Source organism: Pedobacter sp. R20-19, assembly GCF_000708265.2.
GTDB lineage: Bacteria > Bacteroidota > Bacteroidia > Sphingobacteriales > Sphingobacteriaceae > Pedobacter.
In genome coordinates, this window is the sequence record NZ_JCKI01000010.1 from 123,044 (window position 1) to 147,591 (window position 24,548).

At 38.2% G+C, this 24,548-nt stretch carries 14 protein-coding genes; 9 read left to right on the top strand and 5 right to left on the bottom strand.

Going from position 1 to position 24,548, the window contains the following annotated elements; translation table 11 throughout:
* Positions 1-4: 4 nt before the first annotated feature.
* Genes AN34_RS20970 through AN34_RS20980 form a run of 3 tightly spaced genes read right to left on the bottom strand, consistent with a single transcriptional unit; the run spans position 5 to position 4,830 of the window.
* Complete coding sequence (locus AN34_RS20970; protein WP_051666774.1) at positions 5-3,106, bottom strand: SusC/RagA family TonB-linked outer membrane protein; 3,102 nt, start codon at positions 3,104-3,106, stop codon at positions 5-7.
* 32 nt (positions 3,107-3,138) lie between these two features.
* Positions 3,139-4,140 (bottom strand): FecR family protein, encoded by a 1,002-nt coding sequence (locus AN34_RS20975; protein ID WP_029288980.1) that lies wholly within the window; start codon positions 4,138-4,140, stop codon positions 3,139-3,141.
* 48 nt (positions 4,141-4,188) lie between these two features.
* A complete protein-coding gene (locus AN34_RS20980) occupies positions 4,189-4,830 on the bottom strand; it encodes an RNA polymerase sigma-70 factor (protein ID WP_051666775.1) in 642 nt (213 codons plus the stop codon).
* Between the two features lie 293 nt (positions 4,831-5,123).
* On the opposite strand from AN34_RS20980, the gene AN34_RS20985 reads away from it, so the two are divergent.
* Together AN34_RS20985 and AN34_RS20990 are read left to right on the top strand one after the other, a co-directional pair.
* Positions 5,124-8,237, top strand: coding sequence for a SusC/RagA family TonB-linked outer membrane protein (locus tag AN34_RS20985; protein ID WP_029288984.1), 3,114 nt, complete (start codon positions 5,124-5,126; stop codon positions 8,235-8,237).
* Between the two features lie 17 nt (positions 8,238-8,254).
* Entirely contained in the window at positions 8,255-9,892 is a 1,638-nt protein-coding gene (locus AN34_RS20990; protein ID WP_029288986.1) for a SusD/RagB family nutrient-binding outer membrane lipoprotein, read from the top strand.
* 277 nt (positions 9,893-10,169) lie between these two features.
* On the opposite strand, the gene AN34_RS21000 is transcribed toward AN34_RS20990, so the two are convergent.
* Positions 10,170-11,549 (bottom strand): YeiH family protein, encoded by a 1,380-nt coding sequence (locus AN34_RS21000; RefSeq protein ID WP_231625597.1) that lies wholly within the window; start codon positions 11,547-11,549, stop codon positions 10,170-10,172.
* Positions 11,550-12,079: 530 nt separating this feature from the next.
* Between AN34_RS21000 and AN34_RS21005 the strand changes: the two genes are divergently transcribed.
* From AN34_RS21005 to AN34_RS21035, 7 genes are all read left to right on the top strand, one after another.
* On the top strand, positions 12,080-13,981 hold the full coding sequence (locus AN34_RS21005) for an SPOR domain-containing protein (RefSeq protein WP_029288994.1): 1,902 nt from the start codon (positions 12,080-12,082) through the stop codon (positions 13,979-13,981).
* The gene (locus tag AN34_RS21010; RefSeq protein ID WP_029288997.1) at positions 13,981-14,688 is read left to right on the top strand and encodes a MotA/TolQ/ExbB proton channel family protein; all 708 of its coding nucleotides are present in this window, start codon (positions 13,981-13,983) and stop codon (positions 14,686-14,688) included. Before AN34_RS21005 ends, AN34_RS21010 begins: the two co-directional genes overlap by 1 nt.
* Positions 14,688-15,089 carry a biopolymer transporter ExbD gene (locus AN34_RS21015; RefSeq protein WP_029288999.1) on the top strand — a complete coding sequence of 134 codons (402 nt, stop codon included), beginning with the start codon at positions 14,688-14,690 and terminating at the stop codon, positions 15,087-15,089. The genes AN34_RS21010 and AN34_RS21015 overlap by 1 nt, the downstream gene beginning before the upstream one ends.
* The gene (locus tag AN34_RS21020) at positions 15,089-15,904 is read left to right on the top strand and encodes a hypothetical protein (protein ID WP_029289002.1); all 816 of its coding nucleotides are present in this window, start codon (positions 15,089-15,091) and stop codon (positions 15,902-15,904) included. Before AN34_RS21015 ends, AN34_RS21020 begins: the two co-directional genes overlap by 1 nt.
* Positions 15,905-16,092: 188 nt before the next feature.
* Positions 16,093-17,382: a folylpolyglutamate synthase/dihydrofolate synthase family protein gene (locus AN34_RS21025; protein ID WP_029289005.1), complete on the top strand. Its 1,290-nt coding sequence runs from the start codon at positions 16,093-16,095 to the stop codon at positions 17,380-17,382.
* A gap of 68 nt (positions 17,383-17,450) precedes the next feature.
* Positions 17,451-19,109 (top strand): alkaline phosphatase PafA, encoded by a 1,659-nt coding sequence (pafA, locus tag AN34_RS21030; protein WP_029289008.1) that lies wholly within the window; start codon positions 17,451-17,453, stop codon positions 19,107-19,109.
* A gap of 333 nt (positions 19,110-19,442) precedes the next feature.
* Positions 19,443-22,835 (top strand): methylmalonyl-CoA mutase family protein, encoded by a 3,393-nt coding sequence (locus AN34_RS21035; RefSeq protein ID WP_029289010.1) that lies wholly within the window; start codon positions 19,443-19,445, stop codon positions 22,833-22,835.
* Between the two features lie 60 nt (positions 22,836-22,895).
* On the opposite strand, the gene AN34_RS21040 is transcribed toward AN34_RS21035, so the two are convergent.
* Entirely contained in the window at positions 22,896-23,876 is a 981-nt protein-coding gene (locus tag AN34_RS21040; protein WP_029289013.1) for an acyl-ACP desaturase, read from the bottom strand.
* Between the last annotated feature and the right edge of the window lie 672 nt (positions 23,877-24,548).

A 24,548-nucleotide genomic window follows, 5' to 3' on the forward strand; every position in this document is an offset into this window, starting at 1 on the left:
CCATTTATTTGAATTTAAAATTAAAATTGATACCAAACGTTCTTGTGGGAGGAAGTGAAGCCCCTTCTATTCCGGCATAGCCGAGTGTTGGTGAAAACTGAGATTCTGGATCTACATTTTTGGTGTACTTTAGCAAGGTAAATAAGTTTCTTCCGGTTAGGTCTATAGATACTTGGCTAAATGGTGTTCGTTTTAAAAAACGGGTATTAAAAGTATAACCGAGCATCGCCTGACGAAGCTTAATAAAACTGCCATTGAGCACCGCTAAAGCTGATATATTAGTAGCCAATTCTGGATAATAGGTATAAGCTGGAACGTTTATGGTATTTTTTTGTCCGTTTTCCAATACTCCATCGGCAACAATTCCGGTTTCCCTTCCAACTAAAGTGGCTTTGTTTAAACCGGATACGTAACTGTAATATTCCGTTGCAGATAATATTTTATTGCCGAAACGGTAATCTATTAAAAATGAAAAGCTAAACTGCTTGTAACTGAAACTATTGGTTATGCCTCCGTAGAGCGTGGGCATGGTACCACCCATGGGGATAAAATATCCACGTTTAGGAATGCCATCCGATCCGATAATGATATTTCCATTGGCATCCCGGAGATAATCATAAGCCATAATCTGTGTGATGGATTTGCCTACCACTAATGCGGTATTGGCGTTTAAAGGTCTGTAAGCTCCTGTAAGTGTATAATTGCTATTTCCATCGATAGAAAGTAGGGTGTTTTTAACCTTAGTTACATTGAGGTTAATTTGCCACTTGCCTTTGGTGGTCAGAATCGGTGTATAACCTAAAGCAATCTCCACGCCTGCATTTCGGGTTTCACCGAGATTAACATAGGCTGAAGTAAAGCCAGTGGTAACGGATTGTTTAGCGTTGATGATTTCATTGTGCGTGAGCCGATTAAAATAGGTAAAATCAAGATTCAAGCGACTATTTAAAAATTTGAGATCGAGGCCTGCCTCTACTTCATTAAGGGTATACGGCTTTAAATTATAGTTGGGCAAGTCGCTTGAAAAACCACCTAATGGAACACCATTTACCTGGTTATCTGTGGTGTAATAAATTTGTGTGGTATAAGGAACGATGGGTTCGCCACTGGTTTTGGCGTAATCAAGTCTTAATTTACCAAAATCAAATCCTTTCCACTTTAAAAGATCTGAGAAAATAAAACTACCGGATACACCGGGTACAAATATGCCACGATTGTTTACCGGCAAAGTAGAATAGATGTCGTAACGGCCGGTTATGGATAAGTTTACATATCGATTATAGCTCATATCGGCGGTATAATAGGCAGATTCTGTAACAACGCTTGATTTTGCAAATGTTTTAGTAGTGGTGATCAGATTTTCAGGAACATATAAATAGGGCACCTTAAACTGTGAGCCTTTTAGTTTTTCTGAACTATTTCCTCTTTCCCGGTAATTAGCACCTGTAGCCAGTTCGAGTATGATTTTATCGCCTAGGTTACGGGTGGCTGTAAATAAAATATCGCTATTAAATTCGGAGGTTTGATTGTGATCATAAGCATTTATACCACCTTCCCTGTTGATGGAAAATGCTGTTCCTGTGGGTAAAATACTCACCAACTCATCCTTACTGAAATCATAACCCATTCTACCCTGAAGCATTGCCCAGCTGGCTAATTGATATTTTAGCACCGCTGAGGAGATATAACGGTTCCGATTGGCATCATCTGCCTGTTTGTTCATTAAAAAATATGGATTGGTTTTATATTCATCTGCATTCCATCGGCTTTCAAAACCAGTTGTGGCATCAAAACCCGGCGCCAATAAAGATTGATCTAAACTGGTGGCCAGCGTAGAAATTCCATAGTTAGCATTTAAAGGGCCATCACTGAGGTAACTTTTGTTCTTGTTTCGCTCATCGATATAATTTCCGGTGAGGCTTAAAGTTAATTTAGGACTTAAAGCGAGCGAGCCATAGAAATTTATCGTTTTTCGGTTCATTGCTCCATTATTTAAAATAGAATTATAATCAAAGTTGGAAACGGACACCCGATAATGCTGATGGGTATTTCCACCCACTACAGAAAGTGTATTGGTAAAAGCCGGAGCAGTGCGGTAAAAAGTTTGGATGTTATTTTTGACAGGGGAATATGGCTGCATGGAACCATCTACCTGTGGTGTTAATTTTCCATCCATCATTTCACCCCAACTTAATAAGCTGGTTGAAATGGCGTTGTATAAATCGGATGGTCGTTTATTTTGTGCACCCTGTCCGTATACATACTGATAATCTGTAGCGTTTACCGGAACATCAAAGGCTAAATTGTTATTGTATTCAAATTTTGCAGCAGCATGATCTCCTCCACTTTTGAGGTTAATTAGAATCACACCATTTGCAGCTCTGGCACCATATAAAGCAGAAGCAGCTGAGCCTTTTAAAATGGTAATGGTTTCAATATCATCTGGATTGATATTACTAATCCCATCGCCATAATCGGCCCCACCGTATTCGTTTGCACTTCCTCTAATGCTATTATCAATGGGAACGCCATTCACCACAAATAAAGGTGATGCAGCCGTCATGCTGGAAACGCCCCGTATAAGAACACGGGCGGCAGATCCCGGGCCTCCATTCACACCCGTAATATTTAGTCCCGCCACCCTACCCTGCAGCGCCATGATTAAATTACTTTCTCTTGCTTTGGCAATGGATGATCCTTTTATGGTGGTTAAGGCATAACCAACCTGTTCATTATCTTTTTCGATACCCAATGCGGTAATGACCACCTCCTTTAATAAACGGACACTATCTCTGTCCATTTTTCTATCAGTATTTTTCCTGATGACTATTAAATGATTGGAAAGAAGTGTAAAGCCATAACCACTATTGCGCAATAACTTTTCAATCACATTGATGGCTTCTTCATTTTCTATTTTAATGGAGACTTGATGTGTGGGGATTTTAGATTCGCTGTAGGTAAACTGGTAAATGGTTTGTTGCTGAATGGCTGCTATTACCTGTTCAAAATTAGCATTGGTGAAATTTAAGCTGACTTTTGTTTGCGCCTGAATACCTAGCGGAAAAATCAATCCAATAATCAACATGATTTTCTGCACGCCATTCATGGCTACAAATATACATGCCTTTACCGTTTGTATTAACGATAGATGTAGACATTTTTACCCTTTATGGAATAATTGAAGTTTTCGATCAGCTTGAGTACATCTAATGCTTCATTTAGGGCTTCCTGATCAACGCGTCCGGTAAAGGTTATCGCTTTAAGTTCTGGATCTTTAAAAACGATTTTCACACCATACCAACGCTCAAAGCGACGGGCAATTTCATCAAAACGGTTGTTTTTATAAATGAGTTGATGATTCGTCCAAGCGGTTTCCATCATCTCTTCTTCTTGATCTCCACTCACTTCACTTATCAATACCTTACCATCTGCTAAAGTAAATTTATCATTAGGCTTTAGTGTAAACAGCTGTTTTTTATCATCCTTTAACAAGATTTGCACCTTCCCTCTTATTAAAGTAGTTTCTTCAGCGGCATCATTAGGATAGGCCTTCACATCAAATGCGGTACCCAGAACTTTTACTGCTGTATTTTTGGTATGCACGATAAAAGGATGCTGCGAATCTTTTTTTACTTCAAAAAATGCTTCACCAGAGAGGTAAACATCTCTCATCGCTCCATTAAATTTCGTAGGATAACTTAATTCGCTGGCCGAGTTTATTTTTACAGTTGAACCATCTGCCAGTGTAATGGTTTTCATTTCAGCTGCGTTGGTCTGCACTTTAATTAAGGCCACCTGATCTGCTTTATTGGAAATAAACAGATCATTACGGTAAACCATAATACCAATCAGGATAACAGCTGCTACCGCAGCTATTTTTAACCAGATCTGATTCCTTGTATTAATGACTTTCAGAACAGGTTTGGCAGGAATCTGAATCTGACTTTTGATGCGATCAAAAACCACGTCGATATTTTCTTCTTCCTCTGTTTCAGATTCCAGGTAGCTTTGCAAAAGGTGATATTCTTTATTTAATGCTGTATTATTCTCTAAAATTGATTTCAACTCCAAAGATTCATCCGAAGAAATTTCTCCGGCCAATTGTTTTCCAAGCAATTCTGTAAATCTTTGATCTGTCATTATAGTTATGTTATTCTATTTTAAGGTTCCTATTTTATTGAAAATTGCCTACAAGTAATATAAAAAAGATAAAGTGCCTAAAAGAAACAACAACGAAATTATTCTTCTGCTTCTATTCTCACCAGAATCCATTTCGCCTAATGGCTTTAGAATTAACCGGAGTTTAGCAATTGCCCTGAATAATTGTGTTTGTACGGTGCGTGGAGAAATATTTAACATTTCGGCAACCTCTTTATACTTCATTCCACCTTCTTTAATCAACCGGAATACCTCACGAGCCTGGGGTGCCAAACTTTCAATGGCGAGATTAAGTTGCTTGTGGAGTTCTTTCGTTTCTAAAATGTATTGTGGCGTTTGTGCGGTTACCGAAACATCGTCATCTACATCTACTAAATCAATAAATGTAACAGTAGAATTTTTTTTCAGGTATTTAAGTGATTGGTTTTTAACCGCGATAAAAAGATAGCTTTCGGGATTTAGAATTGATGTACCTGAAGTACGATTTTCCCAACATTTAACAAAAACCTCCGTCACCAGATCTTCTGCGGCTTGTTTATCGCCAACATAATAAACAGAGAACCTGATCAAACGGCTATATAGATACCGATACAGCTGCTCAAAAGCGTTGATATCACTTTCTAGGCAAATCTTATTCCATAAAACGATCAGATCTGGCTTTGCTGCTTTCAAATTAATTAGTTTAATTAATCAAACGTAAAGTAATCAAAAAAAATCTAGTAGGGAGACAGTTTAATAGAAAAATGTTACTTCTATAATGGTTACTAAAACGTTATCCAATGCGGATAAACATATTTTAATACCATGATTATCAAGCTTGAACAAATAAATTTTAAAATCATTAGTTTTTCTGTAGGCAATTTGCACCGAACAAATGCTCTTAACTAATAGACCATCCAGATGGATTCTGTATGGCGACTAACAATTAACCAAATAATTATTATTCAAAATTATTCTTAATGAATATGAAAAAATCTTTACAGCTAACTTGTTTATTGCTTTATGCATCTACAGGTTTATACGCAGCTGCACCTATCAATCATTTCAAACACGCAATTTCCTTCCACTCGGTTTATCAGGATGTGATTAAAGGAACGGTAAAAGATGAAAAGGGCGTTACCCTACCCGGTGTAACAGTTGTTATAAAGGGCACAAAAACTGGCACGCAAACCAATACTTCAGGCCAATATAGCATTTCTGCTAAAGCTGGCGATGTTTTGGTATTCTCTTTTATCGGTTATCAAAATAAAGAGGTAACGGTAGGTACAGAAAGCACTGTTGATGTTTCGATGGGTGCCGATTCGAAAAATCTGGAAACGGTTGTGGTAACCGCACTAGGAGTTAAAAGATCAGAAAAATCATTAACCTACAATACGCAGCAAGTATCGGGCGATGAATTATCGAAGGTTAAAAGTCCTAATTTAATGAACTCGCTAAATGGAAAAGTTGCGGGTTTAACCATTAGCCCAAGTGCATCTGGTGTGGGTGGTTCTGCCAAAGTAATTTTACGTGGTAGCCGTTCAGTGAGCGGAAATAACCAGCCTCTGTATGTAATTGATGGGGTGCCAATCAGTAATAATGGTAATGCAAACGGTCAGCAGAACAGTGTTTTTGGTGGCGGCCAGGATGGTGGAGATGGGATTTCCAACTTAAATCCTGATGATATTGCAAGCATTACGGTTTTAGAAGGTGCATCTGCGGCAGCGTTATATGGTAGCCAGGCGCAAAATGGGGTAATTTTGATTACGACCAAACAAGGTAAATCGGGCAAAACTGAAATTGGTTTCTCATCCGGTGTAAACATTGATAACATCGCTTACAAACCGAAGTTTCAAAACAGCTACGGACCAGCATCTGCTACTACGAGAGATAGCTGGGGAAGTGCAATTAATAACACTACAGATAATTTAAGTGATTTTTTCCAGACTGGAATTAATACTTCGAATGCGATTAATCTTTCTGGTGGATCTGAAATTGCACAAACTTATTTTTCTTACTCTAACACTTATGCAAGTGGAATTCAGCCAGGAAATAAGTTAAACAGAAACAACATCAACTTACGCGAAACCGCTAAGTTTTTAAATAACAAGTTAACTGTTGATGCAAGTGTGAACTATATCAATCAGAAAATTAACAACAGTCCTTCCTTAGGCTTATATTTAAATCCATTAGTGGGTTTATATCTTTTCCCAAGGGGCGTAGATATTAACCCTTATAAAGAGCAATATTTGCTTTCTGGTAATACCGGAACTGCCCGCCAGAACTGGTTAGGTGGTTCGGCAGATATTAACCAAAATCCTTGGTGGTTAACCAATTTGAATCCAAATACATCCATCCGCAACCGTTTCTTATTAAGTGGAAGTGTTAAATATGATGTGGCCAGCTGGTTAAATGTTCAGGTGAGGGGTAATATGGATAGAACGACTGATGATTATGAAAACCACAGGTTCTCTGGGATCAACGGAAACTTTAACTCTACCGGAACTGGTTATTTTGCACAAAGCAATCAGACTTTCGTCCAAAAATATGTAGATGCGATTGCAAACTTTACTGTTCCGTTAACGGGATCAGATTTTAAACTGAATGGATTAATTGGTGGAAGTATTAATGATCAGAAAACTTCTGGTTTATCTCTTGCAGGAAATTTATCAGCAGTTGATTTCTTCACCCCATCCAACACCATTGTGGCACAACCAGGTACTTTTACCGGGAATACGTTAACCAATACCACGGCGATTATACCAAACCACAATCAGTTACAGGCGTTTTTTGGTAATGCCAACTTATCTTATAAAGACTGGGCTTTCTTCACTGTTACAGGTAGAAATGATTGGTCTTCGAACTTATCTTATACGCCAAACAATTCTTATTTCTATCCATCTTTTGGTTTGTCTTTTATTGTTTCGCAAATGTTTAAATTGCCTGAGGCCATCAGCTATGCAAAAGTGAGAGGTACTTATGCGGAGGTTGGTAATACTGTGCCACCGTACCTTACTTTTATTCAAAATACCTTGAAGGCAGATGGGGCATTATTGTTTAATACCAATGCGGCTTTTAGAGAATTGCAGCCAGAACGTACCAAATCTTTCGAGATTGGAACAGATTTACGTTTCTTTGCTAACCGAATCAATTTTAGCTTTACTTATTACAAAACTAACACGAGAAACCAATACATTCCGGTAATTGCACCACCATCTTCATTGGTATCTACCGGATACTTAAATGCTGGAAATGTGGAGAACAAAGGTATCCAATTCATTTTAGGAGCTGATGTGGTTAAAGGCGACGGATTCAACTGGAACACATCGATTAATGGCTCTGCGAACCGAAATAAAATTATCGATATCGCTTCTGAAGACAGAATTTTCAGTGTTGACTTAACCGGCGGCGGTAATAATTCTTACATCTCCAGATTAAAAGTTGGTGGTTCTTATGGTGATATCTATGGTTATACTCTACAGAGAGATGCCCAAAACCGGATTATTTTGGCTGGAGATGGAACAAGCGCTTCACCTTATACTCCACTAAAAAGTGCAGACTTTAATTATATAGGCAATGCGAATCCAAAATTCCAATTGGGTTGGAACAACAGTTTCAGTTATAAAGATTTTAGCTTAAGTTTCTTGGTTGACGGTAAATTTGGTGGTCAGGTATTATCACTTACTGAAGCCTTGATGGATGAAGCTGGCGTATCTGAAGCGACTGGTAATGCCAGAAATCAAGGTGGTGTTAAAATTGATGGTGTAGATACCAGAGGAAATGCAGTTTCTGCAAGCATTAATCCACAAAGCTATTATTCTATTGTTGGTGGAAGATCAGGCGTATCTGGCGAATACATTTACAGCGCTACAGTGGTTCGTTTAAGAGAAGCCGCTTTGGGTTATACTTTACCATTAACTGGCAAAACTTTCAAAAGCATGAAATTTTCTGTTACTGGCAGAAACTTAGTTTACTTCTACAAAAAAGCCCCGTTTGATCCGGAGATCACGATGTCAACAGGAAACGGTTTATCAGGCATTGATGTATTCAATCAACCTGCAACCCGCACTTTAGGTTTCAATCTTAATTTAACATTTTAATTCTATTGAAAAACAACATGAAAAATATATATCATAAATCTGCTGGTAAGGGGATTAAAGGACTGTCTGCTGTTTTGCTGGCATCTTTAATGGCTCTGAATTTTGGATGCACCAAAGACTTTGAAGAGTATAATACTAATCCAACTGCACTTTCACCAGAGCAAACTACTGCCCTTTTAAAATCTGCAATTGGCCCGATAGAGCAGGAAATTTTTCACAACTACCAAATTGCACAGAATTTAAGTGCGGATGCTTTTAGCGGTTACATGATGCCGCCAACGCCATTTAACGGTGGGATCAACAACATGAACTATTCGCTTAATAATGGATGGAACAGCACTGGTTTTAATGATCAATACAATTTCGTAATGGCGCCAATTTCTAAAATTGGCCAGAGCGAGGTTAAAACAAAATCGCCTGAAGCTTGGGGAATTGCCCTTTTGGTTCAGGTAATGGCGATGAGTAGGGTGACTGATAAGTTCGGTCCGATTCCATATACTACAGCGGGTTCATCATTGGTATCTACGCCTTACGAGAATCAAAAAACAGTTTACGATGCATTTTTTAGGCAGATTGATACCGCAGCAACTAACTTACAAGCGTACATCACAGCAAAACCGGGAACTCCTGCTTTTTATGATAAAGGTGATTTAGTTTATCAGGGCGATCCGGTTAAATGGTTAAAACTAGCGAATTCACTGCGCTTACGTTTGGCCACGCGGATTGTGAAAGCTGATGCAGCTACAGCAAAACTTCAGGGAGAAAAAGCGTTAAGTGCACCAGGTGGTTTATTAACTACAGTTACAGATAATGCTGCAGTTGCCCAATCTGGAACCCGAGATAACGATTTATGGGTGGTTACCGTATCTTATGATGGCGATAATGCTTTAGGCGCAGCTTTACAGTCTTATTTAGTCGGTTATAATGATCCACGCTTACCAGTTTACGCTACACCTGCAACAGATCCGTTATTTACTGGTCAATACATCGGGATCAGATCTGGTGCAAATACCTCATTTAACGGTTTGGGTAAGGCAGGTTATAAAACTTATTCCAGCATCAATTCAAGTGATAATCTAAGATCACCTGCCGGACAAAAAGCACCTCAGATTTTAATGACTGCTGCCGAAGTTTGGTTTTTAAAGGCTGAAGCTGCTTTAAGGGGTTGGACTGGGGCAGGCGATGCACAAACAAATTACGAAACCGGTATTACCACTTCACTTCAACAGTGGAATGTAAGTGCTGGAAATTATTTAGCGGATGCAACGAGTAGACCAACTGCTTATGTAGATCCTAAAAATCCGGCAAATAATGCTGCTGCAGTAAGTACGATTACGGTTAGATGGGATGCAGCTGCTTCGAATGAACAGAAACTAGAAAGAATTATTACACAAAAATGGTTGGCTATTTTTCCTGACGGACAGGAAGCTTGGTCTGAATTCAGACGTACCGGTTACCCGAAATTGTTTACGGTAGCGAATAATTTCAGCAACGGAACAATTAATACCCAAACGCAAATCAGAAGATTGCCTTATCCATCTACCGAATTTGGAAATGGGAACAGTGCTGAAGTGGTTAAAGCGGTTGGCTTATTAGGCGGACCTGATAATGGCGGTACCAGATTGTGGTGGGATGTAGATAAATCTAATTTCTAATTAGAATTTTCATTGACAATAATTAAAGGTAGGATGACTTTGGTTGTCCTGCCTTTTTTTATGAAAAACAAAAAACTTAACCACCCCGCCCTTCGGGCACCCCTCTTTAAAAAAAAAGGGGAGTAGCGATCGCATAAAAACCCGGCAAGGCCAAACCATTGTTTCTCCGTTCTGCTCTTTGACCGGCATGGTCAATTTTTCGGGATAGCAATATCTTAGCCTGGTTACTAACTTCAACAGAAAAATTGCGAGCCGGCAACTTTGCTTCTTTGGTTGCCTACTTAAAATCTGGAACGGGCAATAAATACCCTCCAAACAAAATATACGACCATAAAAGTGTCCAGAAGATATTAAAAATCTGTGCCACCACAAATGTTAGTGCTGGTTTGCCTCCCTGTAATTTAACCAGTGAAGAAATCTTAGCTTCCATACCAATTGAAATAAAAGCAATGGCAAACCAGGTGGTACGCAAACCATTTAGAGTTGGTCCAACACTTTTCGCTGTGGCAGGGGAAAGTAAAAATGAAAAAACCAGTGATGCACCCACAAATCCCAGCACAAATTTTGGAAAACGTTCCCATACAATTTTTAATCCCGGACTTTTGGTTTTGACTGCAGGAATTTCGCCATTTGAATTTGCAGGTTTTCGATAAGCCCACCAAATGGCAATAAAAAATGCTGCTACACCAATGAACACGTTTTGAGAAAATTTGGCAATCACCCCTGCTTTCACGGCAATGGGACCAACCAAATCTCCTGCTGCCGTTACGGTTGCTGTGGTATCTAATGTTCCCCCTAACCAGGCACCTCCAATAACCTCAGGTATATGAAAATACCTGACTGCCCAAGGCAGAATCACCATCATCGGGATTGCCATAATCAAAACGAGCGTAGTGACATAAGATAATTTTTTCTTATCGCCATTAATGGCTCCCGCAGCGACAATCGCCGCGGATACCCCACAAATAGATACCGCTGATGCTAAGATTATTCCAAATTCATCGTCTACTTTTAGCCTGCGACTTAGCCACAAAGAAAAGAACCACACAGCACTTACCACAATTACTGCTTGAATAATTCCGGGTAAGCCGGCTTTAATTAAATCTGCAGACAAAATAGTTGTGCCTAATATTACAAGACCTGTTTTAATATAAAATTCTGAGCGAACCGCTTCCTTTAACCAGGATGGAAGCTTAATGAGGTTACCCATTAATATTCCGATCAGTAAGGCAAATACCACATACTCCAATCCGTAATAGGAAACAGTTTTATTTCCACCAATAATGAAGGCAATATTGGCAAGTAGATAAATTAAGCCGAAGCCAGCAGCAAACCGGGCAACGTTCCCACCGGATAATGCAATGGCGATACTGGCCAGTGCCAAAAAAATCACACCAGTTTCCAGGATGAGCAGCAGGTTTCCGGGAGATAAAATTTTATTAAATAAATCTTCACTTCCATTCCATTTATAAACAGGCAAAGCGATGGTTGTGCCATTATTGGTTAAAAATAAAACCGTGGCAATGATAATGGAACCCAAAATTACGGCCCACCAATCTTCTGTTAAAAATTGTAGAAATGTCTTCTTATCTGGCGTAATTCCCGCATCGGTTAATGCAGCGCTATTTTCTGTTGCTGTATTTTCTACTGACATCATTTTTTCCGGTACTGTTATTAAATTTCTACTATAGAGATACCTTGGCGATGCTTTTCAACATGATAGCCACACACGCCATAGCATGATCAGCCTTATCACCAAAAAAGACCAAAAAGTATTTTAGCATAATGGCCAATTAACCTTATATCATGTGTTACCTGGTTCAATATTTAAGTTTTACCACCTTACCATTCCATAAATATCAGAAATAAGTATGGGTTTTATACTAAATAGGCACCTGTATTTTTGTCCAAAATTTTATAGCGCTAAATCCTTTTAAAAATCCAACAGATAATGAATGGCTTTATATTTACCTGCGCATTTGATTCGTAACATACCATTTTTATCTTTGTAACCGTTATCTTTGAAGGAATACCGAGATCCATCCTATAAAACAGTAAAATCAACATGATAAAAACAATTTATTCCTATCTTATTTCAGAGCTTTTTACAGATGTGTTTTTTAAAAATAGTCTTCAAGACAGCTTAAAGGAATATCTTTTTTAATTCTAAAATAATAATTTTACAAAATGGATATCTTATCATACCTTTTCGAACTCTTGCAACAACGCAAAGAAGTTGGTGTTGCCAGCCTGGGAACTTTCTATAAAAAGAAATATCCTGGCAGATACGATAAGGAAAAACAATCTTTTTTGCCTCCAGGGTTCACTTTACAATTTACACGTGAGGTTAAAGAAGAAAATAGTTTAGAAGATTACATTTCAGCTAAGCGAAACATTTCAAGGGAAAGTGCGCAATATTATATTTCTCAATTTGTAGACGAAATTAATCAGCTACTTGAACAGGATCATGAAGCTGTACTTGATCGTATTGGAAGACTATACTTTACGGAGCATGAAGGCTTAAGTTTTGATCCGGCTCAAAATATCAATTATGGTTCAGAATTTTTCGGCTTACCTGCATTATCAGATACGGTTACGGAAGAGGTGAAACCTGAAGTATTAAAAGCAGACGAAACAGAAATTCACACCGAAATAGCTGAAGCACCAGTTGCATCTTCTCCATTTGCTAATAAATCATATCATCATCCCACTATTGAAAATATTGAGTTGGATGAAGTTAAAGATGATTTTAAAAATACTTTACAACACACTGAAAATTCTACGGAGAAAATTACGGAAGCACCTGATTTTATTAAAGATCAACACGCTGAACATCCTAATCATTTCGGGCATACACCTGAAGAGGAAGAAGCTATTAAAGCCATTCCTGATTCAAATGAGCCTGTTTCCAATTCTAATGAAAAAGAGAATATAAATGCAACAGAAAACATCACGGAAAGTGAGAACATCACTGATGCGCCAGAATTTATTAAGGAGCAACATGCTGAACAACCTAATCGTTTCGGCCATACGCCTGAAGAGGAAACTTCAATAAATGCTAATATAAATTCAAATGAAGGTATTCCAGCATCTACTGATTTGGAGTCAGATATCATATCGAATACAAACACTGGTCAGGAAGAACCGATAATTGAAGCACCGCAGGTGGTGAAAGCGCAACATGCTGAACATCCTAATCGTTTTGGTCATACACCAGAATCTGAAGTGGAGCACAAAGCCGCTGTTCAACATGAAACTGAAGCTACTAAAGCTGCACACGAAAATAATTCGACATCAGATAAGATTGAATCTCAAGAGCAAAATCATGTAAAACCTGTAGATTATTCAAGCCGTTTCTCTTTAAGGTCTGAAACAGAAGCGCCAAAAACATACATTAATTTAGAAGAAAATACAGCAGCGGTAGAACCTGTTATTGATGCCCCTCAATTTATCAAGGAACAGCATGCTGAACATCCGAATCGCTTTGGCCACGACCCTATTGTTCCTGAGGATGAAACGCCACAAGGTATGTCTACCTGGCTGAAAATAACGATTATCATTTTAATTTTGGTGATCATTGCAGCTATCACTTACCTGGTTAAACCCGAAATATTCACAGGTCAGACGGAAAGTGTACCATCTGCTAAAACGGTTATTGATTCACCAAAAGCAACCATTGATACCACCAAAGCAAGACAGGATTCTGCAGCCAAAACGGATAGCATTTTAAGAGTAAATCAGGTTCAGCAAAAAACAGATTCACTTGGCAAGCTCAGCAAGAAACCTGTAATTAAACCTACCACTGAAACAACAGTGGAAAATAAAATCCCGGTAAATACAGGCCCTTCTACCTTTAATGTCATTGCAGCCTCTTTTCAATCGGAAAAGAAAGCACTGGTTTTTATTAAGCAGATGGAAAAATTAGGTTTAAAGGCTGAAATAGCTAAATTGCCTGGTCGTTTAAAAAAGGTAAGTATTGCCAGTTTTAAAACGCAAAAAGAAGCTGAAGCACAAAAAGAGATTTTACAGAAAAAACTAAAAGGAAAAGGATTTTTCGTACAACAAATATTTACCAACACACAACCATAATGATTACTTTATTAATTCAAGACACCACGCAAGCGATTCAAGACACAGCAAATGCGGTTAACCAGGCGTTAACACAACCGGCTCCGGAAGAACTTCATTTTATTGACCTGCTTTTTAAAGGCGGTTGGGTAATGATTCCACTGGCATTTCTGGCATTTTTAGCCTTAGTAATTTTTGTAGAACGTTATTTAACTATTAAAAAGGCTACAAAAGATGAATCAAATTTGATGGGGCAAATCAGATCATATATTCATTCAGGAAATTTAGATGGTGCAATGTCGCTATTGAAAAATAATAATTCCCCACTATCCCGCATGTTACAAAAGGGATTGAAACGTATTGGTCGTCCGATTAAAGACATTGAAGGAGCAATTGAAAATGTAGGTAAACTAGAGGTTTCCAAATTAGAGAAGAACATTAGCATTTTAGGGATTGTAGCAGGGATTGCACCCATGCTTGGTTTCGTTGGAACCATTGTAGGGGTAATTACGATCTTCCACCAGGTATCTATTAAAGGTGCTATTGAAATCGGTACCATTTCAGGAGGTTTATATACTAAAATGATTACTTCCGCTTCTGGTTTAATTATCGGAATTATCGCTTATGTATTGTATCACATTTTAAACATTATGGTGGAAAAAATCATCTTAAAAATGGAAACAGATGCAATTGATTTTATTGATTTATTAGAAGAACCAAGCAAATAATGAATTTACGCAAAAGAACAAAAGGAAGTGTAGAAGTACATACATCAGCACTGAACGACATTATGTTCTTTCTGATGTTGTTTTTCTTATTGGCCTCAGCTGTCGTAAATCCTCAGGTGGTTAAATTGCTCTTGCCGCAATCTTCCAGCGGACAACAATCAACAGCCAAAAAAGCAGTAACGGTTAGTATAGACGATAAGTTTAATTATTTCGTTGATAAGAAACCAGTAACTGCTGATGCCTTACAATCATCAATAGAAGTTTACCAGAAAGCAGCACCTGATATGACCATCGTTTTATATGTGGCGAAAAATGTACCTGCAGAGAATATCATGGTGGCCTACGATGTGGCAAACAAATTGAAATTAAAACTCGTTTTAGCTGTAGAACCTAAAAAATAATGAAAACTACAGAAGAAAATAATTATCCTAAAGCCATTGCCATTTCCAGCGGGATTATGGCCGTGTTGCTTGCCATTAGCTTTCTGATTGTAATTAATTCTTTTGAGCCACCTCAAGATTTAGGGATGGGTGGTATGGTGGTAAACTATGGTACGGCTGAAACCGGAATGGGTGATGATTATACCAGTATTGAAGAACCTTCTGCAGATCCAAATGCCAACAATAAGGCGCCTGATAAAGTTGTACCAGAAGAAAAAGTAACCGAAAATACAACGGTAGAAACTGGTGAGAAGGAAATTCAGACACAAAATACTGAAGAGGCAATTGCTGTTAATACAAAGCCAACAAAAACGAAGGCTCCTACCCCAACTACCGCTAAAGAGGAAAAACCGACACAGCCTGTGGTAAACCAAAATGCACTTTACAAAGGCAAGAAGAGTACAGGCCAGGGCGGTGGAGATGGCACCGGAAATACACCTGGCAACCAAGGTTCTGTAAATGGCGATCCATTAGCCAACAATTATGGCGCTGGCGGTTCAGGAAATGGAAATACACCACTTCCCTTAAGACGCTTTGCAAACTTAGAAAAACCAACAGATGATGGTCAAAAAACTGGCAGAATCGTAATTAGGGTGTATTTTAACCAATCCGGAAAAATCATTAAGGCTACTCAAAGTCTTAAAGGATCTACCACAACTGATACTGAACTCGTTAACAAATGTATTAAGGCTGTTTTAAATTCCTCGATCATTAAAGCTGAAGAAGGTGGAGATAATCAAACTGGATTAGTTACCTTTAATTTCGGTGTAAACTAAAATAGTTGCTTCAATAAATTTTGATATTATTATTAATACAACACAAAAGCACAGGTATCTCCTGTGCTTTTGTGTTTAAGAAAGTTATTTCTCCACCATTATTAAGATTGGAAACCTACATCAGGCAAGATATTATAATAGTCAAAATTTCAATTTCAAGTTGAAATACCTTGATGTATATTTGCCACATGAATTACCAGCAAACGCTTGATTTTTTATACCGTAAACTCCCGATGTTTACCCGGATTGGTGCCGCTGCCTTTAAAAAAGATCTTACCAATACGCTCATTCTTTGTGAATCATTAAATAATCCACAACACCAGTTTAAAAGCATTCATGTTGCTGGTACAAATGGTAAAGGTTCTACTTCACATATGCTGGCTGCAGTTTTACAGGCACAAGGTTACAAAACCGGTTTATATACTTCACCACATCTTAAAGATTTCCGTGAGCGTATCCGCATCAATGGAAAAATGATCAGTAAAAGGGAAGTCGTTAAATTTGTCGAAGCACAGGAAAAACTGATTGAAGAGATAGAACCTTCATTTTTTGAAGTTACGGTAGCATTGGCCTTTGATTATTTTGCCAGGCATCATGTTGATATTGCAGTGATAGAAGTTGGACTGGGCGGTCGTTTAGACTCTACCAACATCATTCGTCCTAAGCTTTCCGTAATCACCAATATCAGTCTGGATCACATGAATATGCTTGGCGATACCCTTGAAGAAATTGCCGGGGAAAAAGCAGGTATCATCAAAAAAAATACACCTGTTGTAATTGGAGAAACACAGGAGAAATCAGCCCCAGTTTTTATACAGAAAGCCAAAGAGATGAATGCGCCGATTGCATTCGCCGATGCGGAGTTAAATGTTCAAAATGCCAAGATCAAAAACACCAGACTTTCATTATCGGTTTATCAAAATCAGGAAATGATATACCCCAACCTGATCTGTGATTTAACCGGCGTATATCAACATAAAAATATCCTTACCGTAATTAAGGCTTTAAGTGTACTGAATGAAAAAACAAATTTCAAAATTTCAGACGAAAGCATTTACAGCGGACTTAAACAAGTAAAAAAATTAACAGGCTTAAAAGGCCGATGGCAAACTTTGCAAACCAATCCATTAGTCATTTGTGATACCGGGCATAATGAAGCCGGCATTGCTGAAGTCATAAAAAACATTAACCAAACACCTCACGATAAATTACACATCGTTTTTGGTATGGTGAAAGACAAGGACATTTCTAAAGTTTTATCCCTATTGCCCCAAAACGCTACATATTATTTTTGCAAGCCAGATTTAGAAAGAGGATTAGCTGAAACGGAATTGGCAGCACAGGCATCTGTATTTAATCTTCTTGGTGATAGCTATGCATCAGTATTAGCTGCAAAGGAAGCCGCGATAAAAAATGCAGCAATTAATGATCTTGTTTATATCGGCGGAAGTACATTTGTGGTAGCTGAAGCGATATGAAAACTTTACAAAAACTTCAAAAGTTCTTCATCTTAAAATTATTAATTTAGGCCCTTACTAAAAATAGAATGAAGAAAATTTCTTATTTACTCTTTTCACTCGCTCTCCTGTCTGCTTCAATCGCATCAGCACAAACCAAGAAAACGGTCTCAACTCAAGCTAAAACCATTCCAGCCGAAGTCGCTCGACCAAAGTTAGTTGTGGGTCTTGTTGTTGATCAGATGAGATGGGATTATTTATATCGATATTACAACCGATACACCAATGGAGGTTTTAAAAGGCTAATTAACGAAGGGTTCTCTGTTGAGAATACGTATATACCCTATACACCAACTTATACTGCCTGCGGACATACCTGTATTTACACAGGTTCAGTTCCAGCCATTCACGGCATTATCGGCAATGATTGGTTTGATCCGGAAACGAAAAAAAATATGTACTGTACGGAAGATACAAGCGTAGTAACTGTAGGAAGTACACCATCATCAGAAGGAAATATGTCTCCCAAAAATATGTTAACCTCAACCATTACAGATGAATTAAGGTTAGCAACCAATTTTCGTGGTAAAGTCATCGGAATTTCTTTGAAAGACAGAGGTTCCATTCTTCCGGCAGGCCATGCAGCAAATGCTGCATACTGGTATCAGGGAAGTACTGGAAACTGGATCACCAGCAGCTATTATATGAAGGAAGTACCCACCTGGATTGCTGATTATAATAAACTTAAACTGGCTAACAAATTCTACGCAAAGAATTGGGAAACCTTATACCCCATAAATACCTATGTGAATAGCACAGCAGATGAACAGGTTTATGAAGGAAAACAAAGTACCTTTCCGCATAGCCTTGCACAGTTTGCAGGTAAAAACTATGATGCGATCAGAAGCACACCCTATGGCAATACCATTACTTTAGATCTTGCCAAATTAGCCATCCTCTCAGAAGATTTAGGTCAGGATAACATTACCGATTTCCTTGCAGTAAGTTGTTCATCTACCGATTACGTTGGCCATGCTTATGGTCCGAATTCAGTAGAAGCAGAAGATACTTATCTTCGACTTGATAAAGATATCGAAGAATTTTTTAATTATCTAGATAAGAAAGTTGGCAAAGGAAATTACACCGTATTTTTAACCGCCGATCATGGTGCAGCCCATGTACCTGGCTTTATGCAGGCCAATAAGTTGCCTTCAGGAGTGGTTAGTGATAAAGATATCGCCAGCAAGCTGAACACTTATCTGAATGAAAAATTTAAGGTTAATAACATTGTATTGAGATCAATGAATAACCAGATTATTTTCGATCACGATAAAACAGATCAACTTAATGTAAGCTTTGATGTCATTAAGTCAGCATCAATTGAATTCCTTAAAAGGATGGATGGTTTTGCTAATGTGGTAGACATTTCAAAAATTTCGCAGGCAACATTACCCGAGATTCAGAAAAAAATGATCACCAATGGTTACAATACCAGAAGAAGTGGAGATCTTTATTATCTTCTAAATCCAAACTGGTTTAATGGTAGCAGCACAGGAACTACTCATGGAAACTGGAATCCATACGATTCACATATTCCATTGGTTTTTATGGGCTGGGGAATCAAACCTGGCGCATCGAACAAAACACATTACATGACCGATATCGCACCAACACTGGCTGCTTTGCTCCATATTCAAATGCCTAACGGTAATGTTGGAGAACCAATTACAGAAATCACAAACAAATAAATCAAAAAACTATGCCCACCAGCATAGTTTTTTGTTTTACTGTAGTCGTCACCCTGAATTCATTTCAGGATCTATTTATTTGATTTGTCCTCAACTATTATTGGATAATAAATCATAGATATCCTGTTTATTACACAGCTAACTTCTGGAATAATCTCAGAAGCCCCTGGTATTGATAAAAATGGTAAATCGCAGGAATTATAATTGAACCGAAAGCCATAACAGTATAAGGTCTACATCGCTTAAGCTTCTTATTTTAGTACATTTGCATACCAAATATTTGGAAACAAGGATAAGTGGTTTCGAGCACAAGTATCCTTTAAATCCTATCATATGCAAGCCGTAGAAATATATAAACCTAAAAATAAAATCCGTTTTGTAACTGCTGCATCGCTTTTTGATGGCCATGATGCGACCATCAATATCATGCGCCGTATCCTGCAGTCATCAGGTGCAGAGGTTATCCATCTTGGCCACAACCGATCAGTAGATGAAGTGGTAAACTGTGCGATACAAGAGGATGTTCAGGGAATCGCTATGACTTCTTACCAGGGCGGACATCTAGAATACTTTAAATACATGTACGACCTCTTGCAGGAAAGAGGTCCGGGCCATATCAAAATATTTGCAGGAGGTGGCGGAGTAATTTTACCTTCAGAAATTGAAGAACTCCAGGCCTATGGAATTTCCAAAATCTACTCACCTGATGATGGTCGTAAAATGGGCCTGCAAGGAATGATCAATGATATGCTCATTCAAACAGATTTCATCACGAATAAAGGAATCACAAACGAATTGCAAACTATTCCAACAAAAGACATTAAAGCCATTGCCGGCGCAATTACCGTAGCAGAAAATGATCCTGAAGGTGCTCAATCATTCGTAAATGAACTAAAAAAATTATCTAAAAATAACCTTGCCCCTATTCTTGGTATCACCGGAACAGGTGGAGCAGGAAAATCGTCATTGGTAGACGAGTTGGTTCGCCGTTTTCTGGTTGAAGTGCCAGAGAAAACACTCGCCATCATTTCCATTGATCCATCTAAGAGAAAAACGGGAGGTGCATTGCTGGGCGATCGCATTCGAATGAACGCCATTAATAACCACAGAGTTTACATGAGATCACTGGCTACACGACAAGCCAATTTAGCTTTATCAAAAAACGTACAGGAAAGTATCGACATTTGTAAAGCAGCAGGATATGATCTAATTATTGTAGAAACTTCGGGCATTGGCCAGTCGGATACTGAAATTACGGAACATTGTGATGTTTCACTTTATGTGATGACACCCGAATTTGGTGCAGCTACACAGTTGGAGAAAATAGATATGCTTGATTTTGCAGATCTGGTTGCCTTAAATAAATTTGATAAACGTGGCGCTTTAGATGCGCTTCGCGATGTGCGAAAACAATACAGGCGCAATCACAACCTATTTGATGCAAAGGATGAAGAAATTCCAGTTTACGGAACCATGGCCTCGCAATTTAACGATCCGGGTATGAACAACCTATTTGTTGCTTTAATGGAACAAATCAAAACCAAAACTGGAACTGATTTTAAAGCCAAAATGGAACTGACCTCGGATCAGTCAGAAAAAATTTACATCATTCCACCTGATCGAATCCGATACCTGGCAGAAATTGCAGAAGGAAGTCAGGCATATAACGAGTGGGTAGATAAGCAATCAGAAATAGCCAGAAAAATGTACCAGCTCAAAGGTGTAATTGATCTGTTAAATAAACACCAAATAACTGATGAGAAAGGCAAAGTCTCCCCTTCCGGAGGAGATTTAGAGGGGACTTTATCTTTTTTTGAAGAACAATTAGATGGCGAATGCAAACGTTTGCTTCGTCAATGGCCAGAAACAAAAAAGGCTTATAAAGAAGAATTTTTTATTTACAAAGTACGAGATAAAGAAATTAAACAACCATTATATTACGAATCATTATCAAAACTGAATATCCCAAAAGTTTCTTTACCCCGATATGAAGATTGGGGCGATATTTTAAGGTGGCTACTTACAGAAAATCTTCCCGGAGAATTTCCATATGCAGCAGGTGTTTTTCCGTTAAAGCGGGATGGTGAAGACCCAACGAGAATGTTTGCGGGTGAAGGTGGCCCCGAGCGTACAAATAAACGCTTCCATTATGTTTCATTAGGTCAACCAGCGCATCGCCTGTCTACAGCTTTTGATTCTGTAACACTTTATGGAGAAGACCCACATATCCGCCCTGATATTTATGGTAAAATTGGAAATTCAGGAGTCAGTATTGCCACACTTGATGATGCGAAAAAGTTATATTCCGGTTTTGACCTTTGCGCCCCATCCACTTCAGTATCCATGACCATCAATGGCCCTGCTCCAATGTTATTGGGTTTTTTCATGAATGCAGCTATAGATCAGCAGTGTGAAAAATACATCATAGAAAATAATTTACAAGAAGAGATAGAACACAAAATAGAGAAAATTTATCGCTCCAAAAATATTCCTCGCCCTGCTTATAATGGTACACTTCCTGAAGGTAATAATGGCTTAGGATTAATGCTTCTGGGGGTAACAGGTGATGAGGTTTTACCTTCAGAAATTTATCTGGCAATCAGGGCAAAAGCCATAAGTTCGGTTCGTGGAACAGTACAAGCAGATATTTTAAAAGAGGATCAGGCGCAAAACACATGTATCTTCTCAACTGAATTTGCACTCAGAATGATGGGAGATATTCAAAAATATTTTATTGATGAAAAAGTACGAAACTTTTATTCAGTCTCCATATCTGGCTACCATATTGCAGAAGCTGGAGCAAATCCAATCTCGCAACTCGCTTTTACCTTAAGCAACGGCTTTACTTTTGTTGAATATTATCTGAGCAGAGGAATGCATATTGATGACTTTGCGCCAAACCTATCTTTCTTCTTTTCAAATGGAATAGATCCCGAATATGCTGTGATTGGTAGGGTGGCAAGAAGAATCTGGGCTAAAGCCATCAAAAACAAATATAAAGGAAATGATCGGTCACAAAAGTTAAAGTATCACATTCAAACATCAGGTCGTTCCCTGCATGCTCAGGAAATAGATTTTAATGATATCCGAACAACTTTACAAGCCCTTTATGCCATCTACGATAATTGTAATTCGCTACATACCAATGCTTACGATGAAGCCATTACCACGCCCACAGAAGAATCTGTACGTAGAGCAATGGCCATTCAACTGATTATCAACAGGGAATTAGGCTTGGCAAAAAATGAAAATCCACTGCAGGGAGCGTTCATCATTGAAGAATTAACTGATCTGGTGGAAGATGCCGTATTACAGGAATTCAAAAGAATTAATGATCGGGGAGGCGTTTTAGGTGCTATGGAAACCATGTATCAACGTGGAAAAATACAGGAGGAGAGCCTTTATTATGAAACACTAAAACATACCGGCGAGTATCCGATTGTTGGCGTAAATACTTTTTTAAATAAGAATGGCTCACCAACTATAGTTCCGGGAGAAGTTATTCGCGCTACCGAAGAAGAAAAACAGTTTCAAATTGATGCAGTAAGAAAGTTTCAGGATAGGAACGCAGATAAATCAAATGACTTACTAAATCAACTCAAAAAATCCGCAATTGATGGTGAAAACATATTTGAAAAGCTTATGGAGGTTTGCAAGGTCTGTTCACTTGGTCAAATCAGTAATGCACTTTACGAGGTTGGCGGTCAATATCGTAGAAACATGTAACAAAGAAAAGGTCCATTTGAATATAATCAAACGGACCTTTAATAATTTTATATAAGTGGATTAACCAGCAATCCAGGTAAATTTATAATCAATTGTTGGCGTTTTCATACGCTCAGCAACACGTAGTAAGCGAGAAGGCAAAGCCATGATATAGTCACGTGCCTTTTCACCAGCATCATTTAAATCCTGCATGCCATCAATTTTCCAATCTTCAATTAACTGCTGCATAATTTCTACATAATCAACAGCGGTGTATACACCTAAACGTTGCGCTGCATCAGTAAAATGCCCAAAGGTCTGTCCTATTTTCAAACCTACTTCACGTAAAAAATGCGCAGGCATTACAATTTTCTTACGCATCATATCTTCAAAAGCAAGCATGGCCTCATTAGGATCTACTTCAAAAATACGATTCATAAAGTCTTTATAAGCTTTAGCATGTCTAGCTTCATCAGAAGCAATAACACCACACATTTTAGATAAGAGCGTATCACCATCTCTTTTTGCTAAAGAGGCTACTCTCCTATGAGAAATATTGGTGGCTAATTCCTGAAACGAAGTATAAATAAAATTGCGATAAGGATCATGGCCAGTACCAATATCAAAACCATCTGCAATTAAATATTGCGTAGAAATTTCCATCTGACGCATATCCACACGACCTGACAAATATAAATACTTATTCAAAAGATCACCATGGCGATTTTCTTCAGCAGTCCAGTGTCTGTTCCACTTCATCCATCCACCATCTTCTTTCATACTTGGTCCTTGAACCATAGCAAGCCATGATTCGTAAGTAGGCAATGCCTCTTCGGTAATGGTATCACCAATTAATACAGCAACAAGATCATAAGATAAATCTTTTGCATTCTCCCGCAGAATTCTAATATCCTGATAAAATGTATCACTGGTAGAATCAGGTAGAAAATCAGATGGCTGCCAATTGGTATCAATAGGCTTAAGGTATGTATCCATCATTTCGAGCATATACTTCTCGATATGCACCATTACTTCCCTTCTCTTTTCTGCAAAAAAACTCATTACTCGTTTATATAAATTGTTGTTAAAAACAAAGATAACCAAATATTATGGCAAACCTTATTATATTAACATATTTGCAATGAATCAGTTTTAAATATGATCTTTATTACGAATCTAATTGTGAAAGATAATCGACAGGAAATAATTATTAAAAAACATATTTAGGAATAAGAAGGTAAATAATAAATGAATTCCTGTATAATTAAATTTTTAGAAAAACTTAACTACATCATTTGACTAATTTCGTCCTGCTGTACACTGCAATCTTTTGGTTGGATGAATCAAGGAATGGGAATTACAATTTACCAAAATGATTTTCGCTCCCATCGGGTTTATTAGAATTGGCTTATACACTTCGTTAAAGTATTCTCCCAGTCACTGTCATGCTGAGGCACGAAGCATTTCCAGATGATGGAAACCTGTCCTTTAATGGCATTACGCCTAAAAGGTTATGCGCCATGCTATCAGCCTTGTCTTTAAGCTTTTTCCTTCCCGCTTTGGTCTTTCCACTTTGATCTTTCAGCTTTTTTATTATAAACGCAGAAACCCCTGCAGTTGTTACTGCAAGGGTCCTGGTTAAACGCCGCTTAAGGCTTTTAAGATTTGGCACCGACCTACTCTCCCACGTGTTACCGCAGTACCATCGGCTCTGGTGGGCTTAACTTCTCTGTT

Coding starts and splice junctions, on each gene's coding strand:
- AN34_RS21010 (WP_029288997.1), top strand. CDS start 13,981: ATGATTACTTTATTAATTCAAGACACCACGCAAGCGATTCAAGACACA.
- pafA (WP_029289008.1), top strand. CDS start 17,451: ATGAAGAAAATTTCTTATTTACTCTTTTCACTCGCTCTCCTGTCTGCT.
- AN34_RS21005 (WP_029288994.1), top strand. CDS start 12,080: ATGGATATCTTATCATACCTTTTCGAACTCTTGCAACAACGCAAAGAA.
- AN34_RS20975 (WP_029288980.1), bottom strand. CDS start 4,140: ATGACAGATCAAAGATTTACAGAATTGCTTGGAAAACAATTGGCCGGA.
- AN34_RS20985 (WP_029288984.1), top strand. CDS start 5,124: ATGAAAAAATCTTTACAGCTAACTTGTTTATTGCTTTATGCATCTACA.
- AN34_RS21000 (WP_231625597.1), bottom strand. CDS start 11,549: ATGATGTCAGTAGAAAATACAGCAACAGAAAATAGCGCTGCATTAACC.
- AN34_RS21035 (WP_029289010.1), top strand. CDS start 19,443: ATGCAAGCCGTAGAAATATATAAACCTAAAAATAAAATCCGTTTTGTA.
- AN34_RS20970 (WP_051666774.1), bottom strand. CDS start 3,106: ATGAATGGCGTGCAGAAAATCATGTTGATTATTGGATTGATTTTTCCG.
- AN34_RS21025 (WP_029289005.1), top strand. CDS start 16,093: ATGAATTACCAGCAAACGCTTGATTTTTTATACCGTAAACTCCCGATG.
- AN34_RS21015 (WP_029288999.1), top strand. CDS start 14,688: ATGAATTTACGCAAAAGAACAAAAGGAAGTGTAGAAGTACATACATCA.
- AN34_RS21040 (WP_029289013.1), bottom strand. CDS start 23,876: ATGAGTTTTTTTGCAGAAAAGAGAAGGGAAGTAATGGTGCATATCGAG.
- AN34_RS21020 (WP_029289002.1), top strand. CDS start 15,089: ATGAAAACTACAGAAGAAAATAATTATCCTAAAGCCATTGCCATTTCC.
- AN34_RS20990 (WP_029288986.1), top strand. CDS start 8,255: ATGAAAAATATATATCATAAATCTGCTGGTAAGGGGATTAAAGGACTG.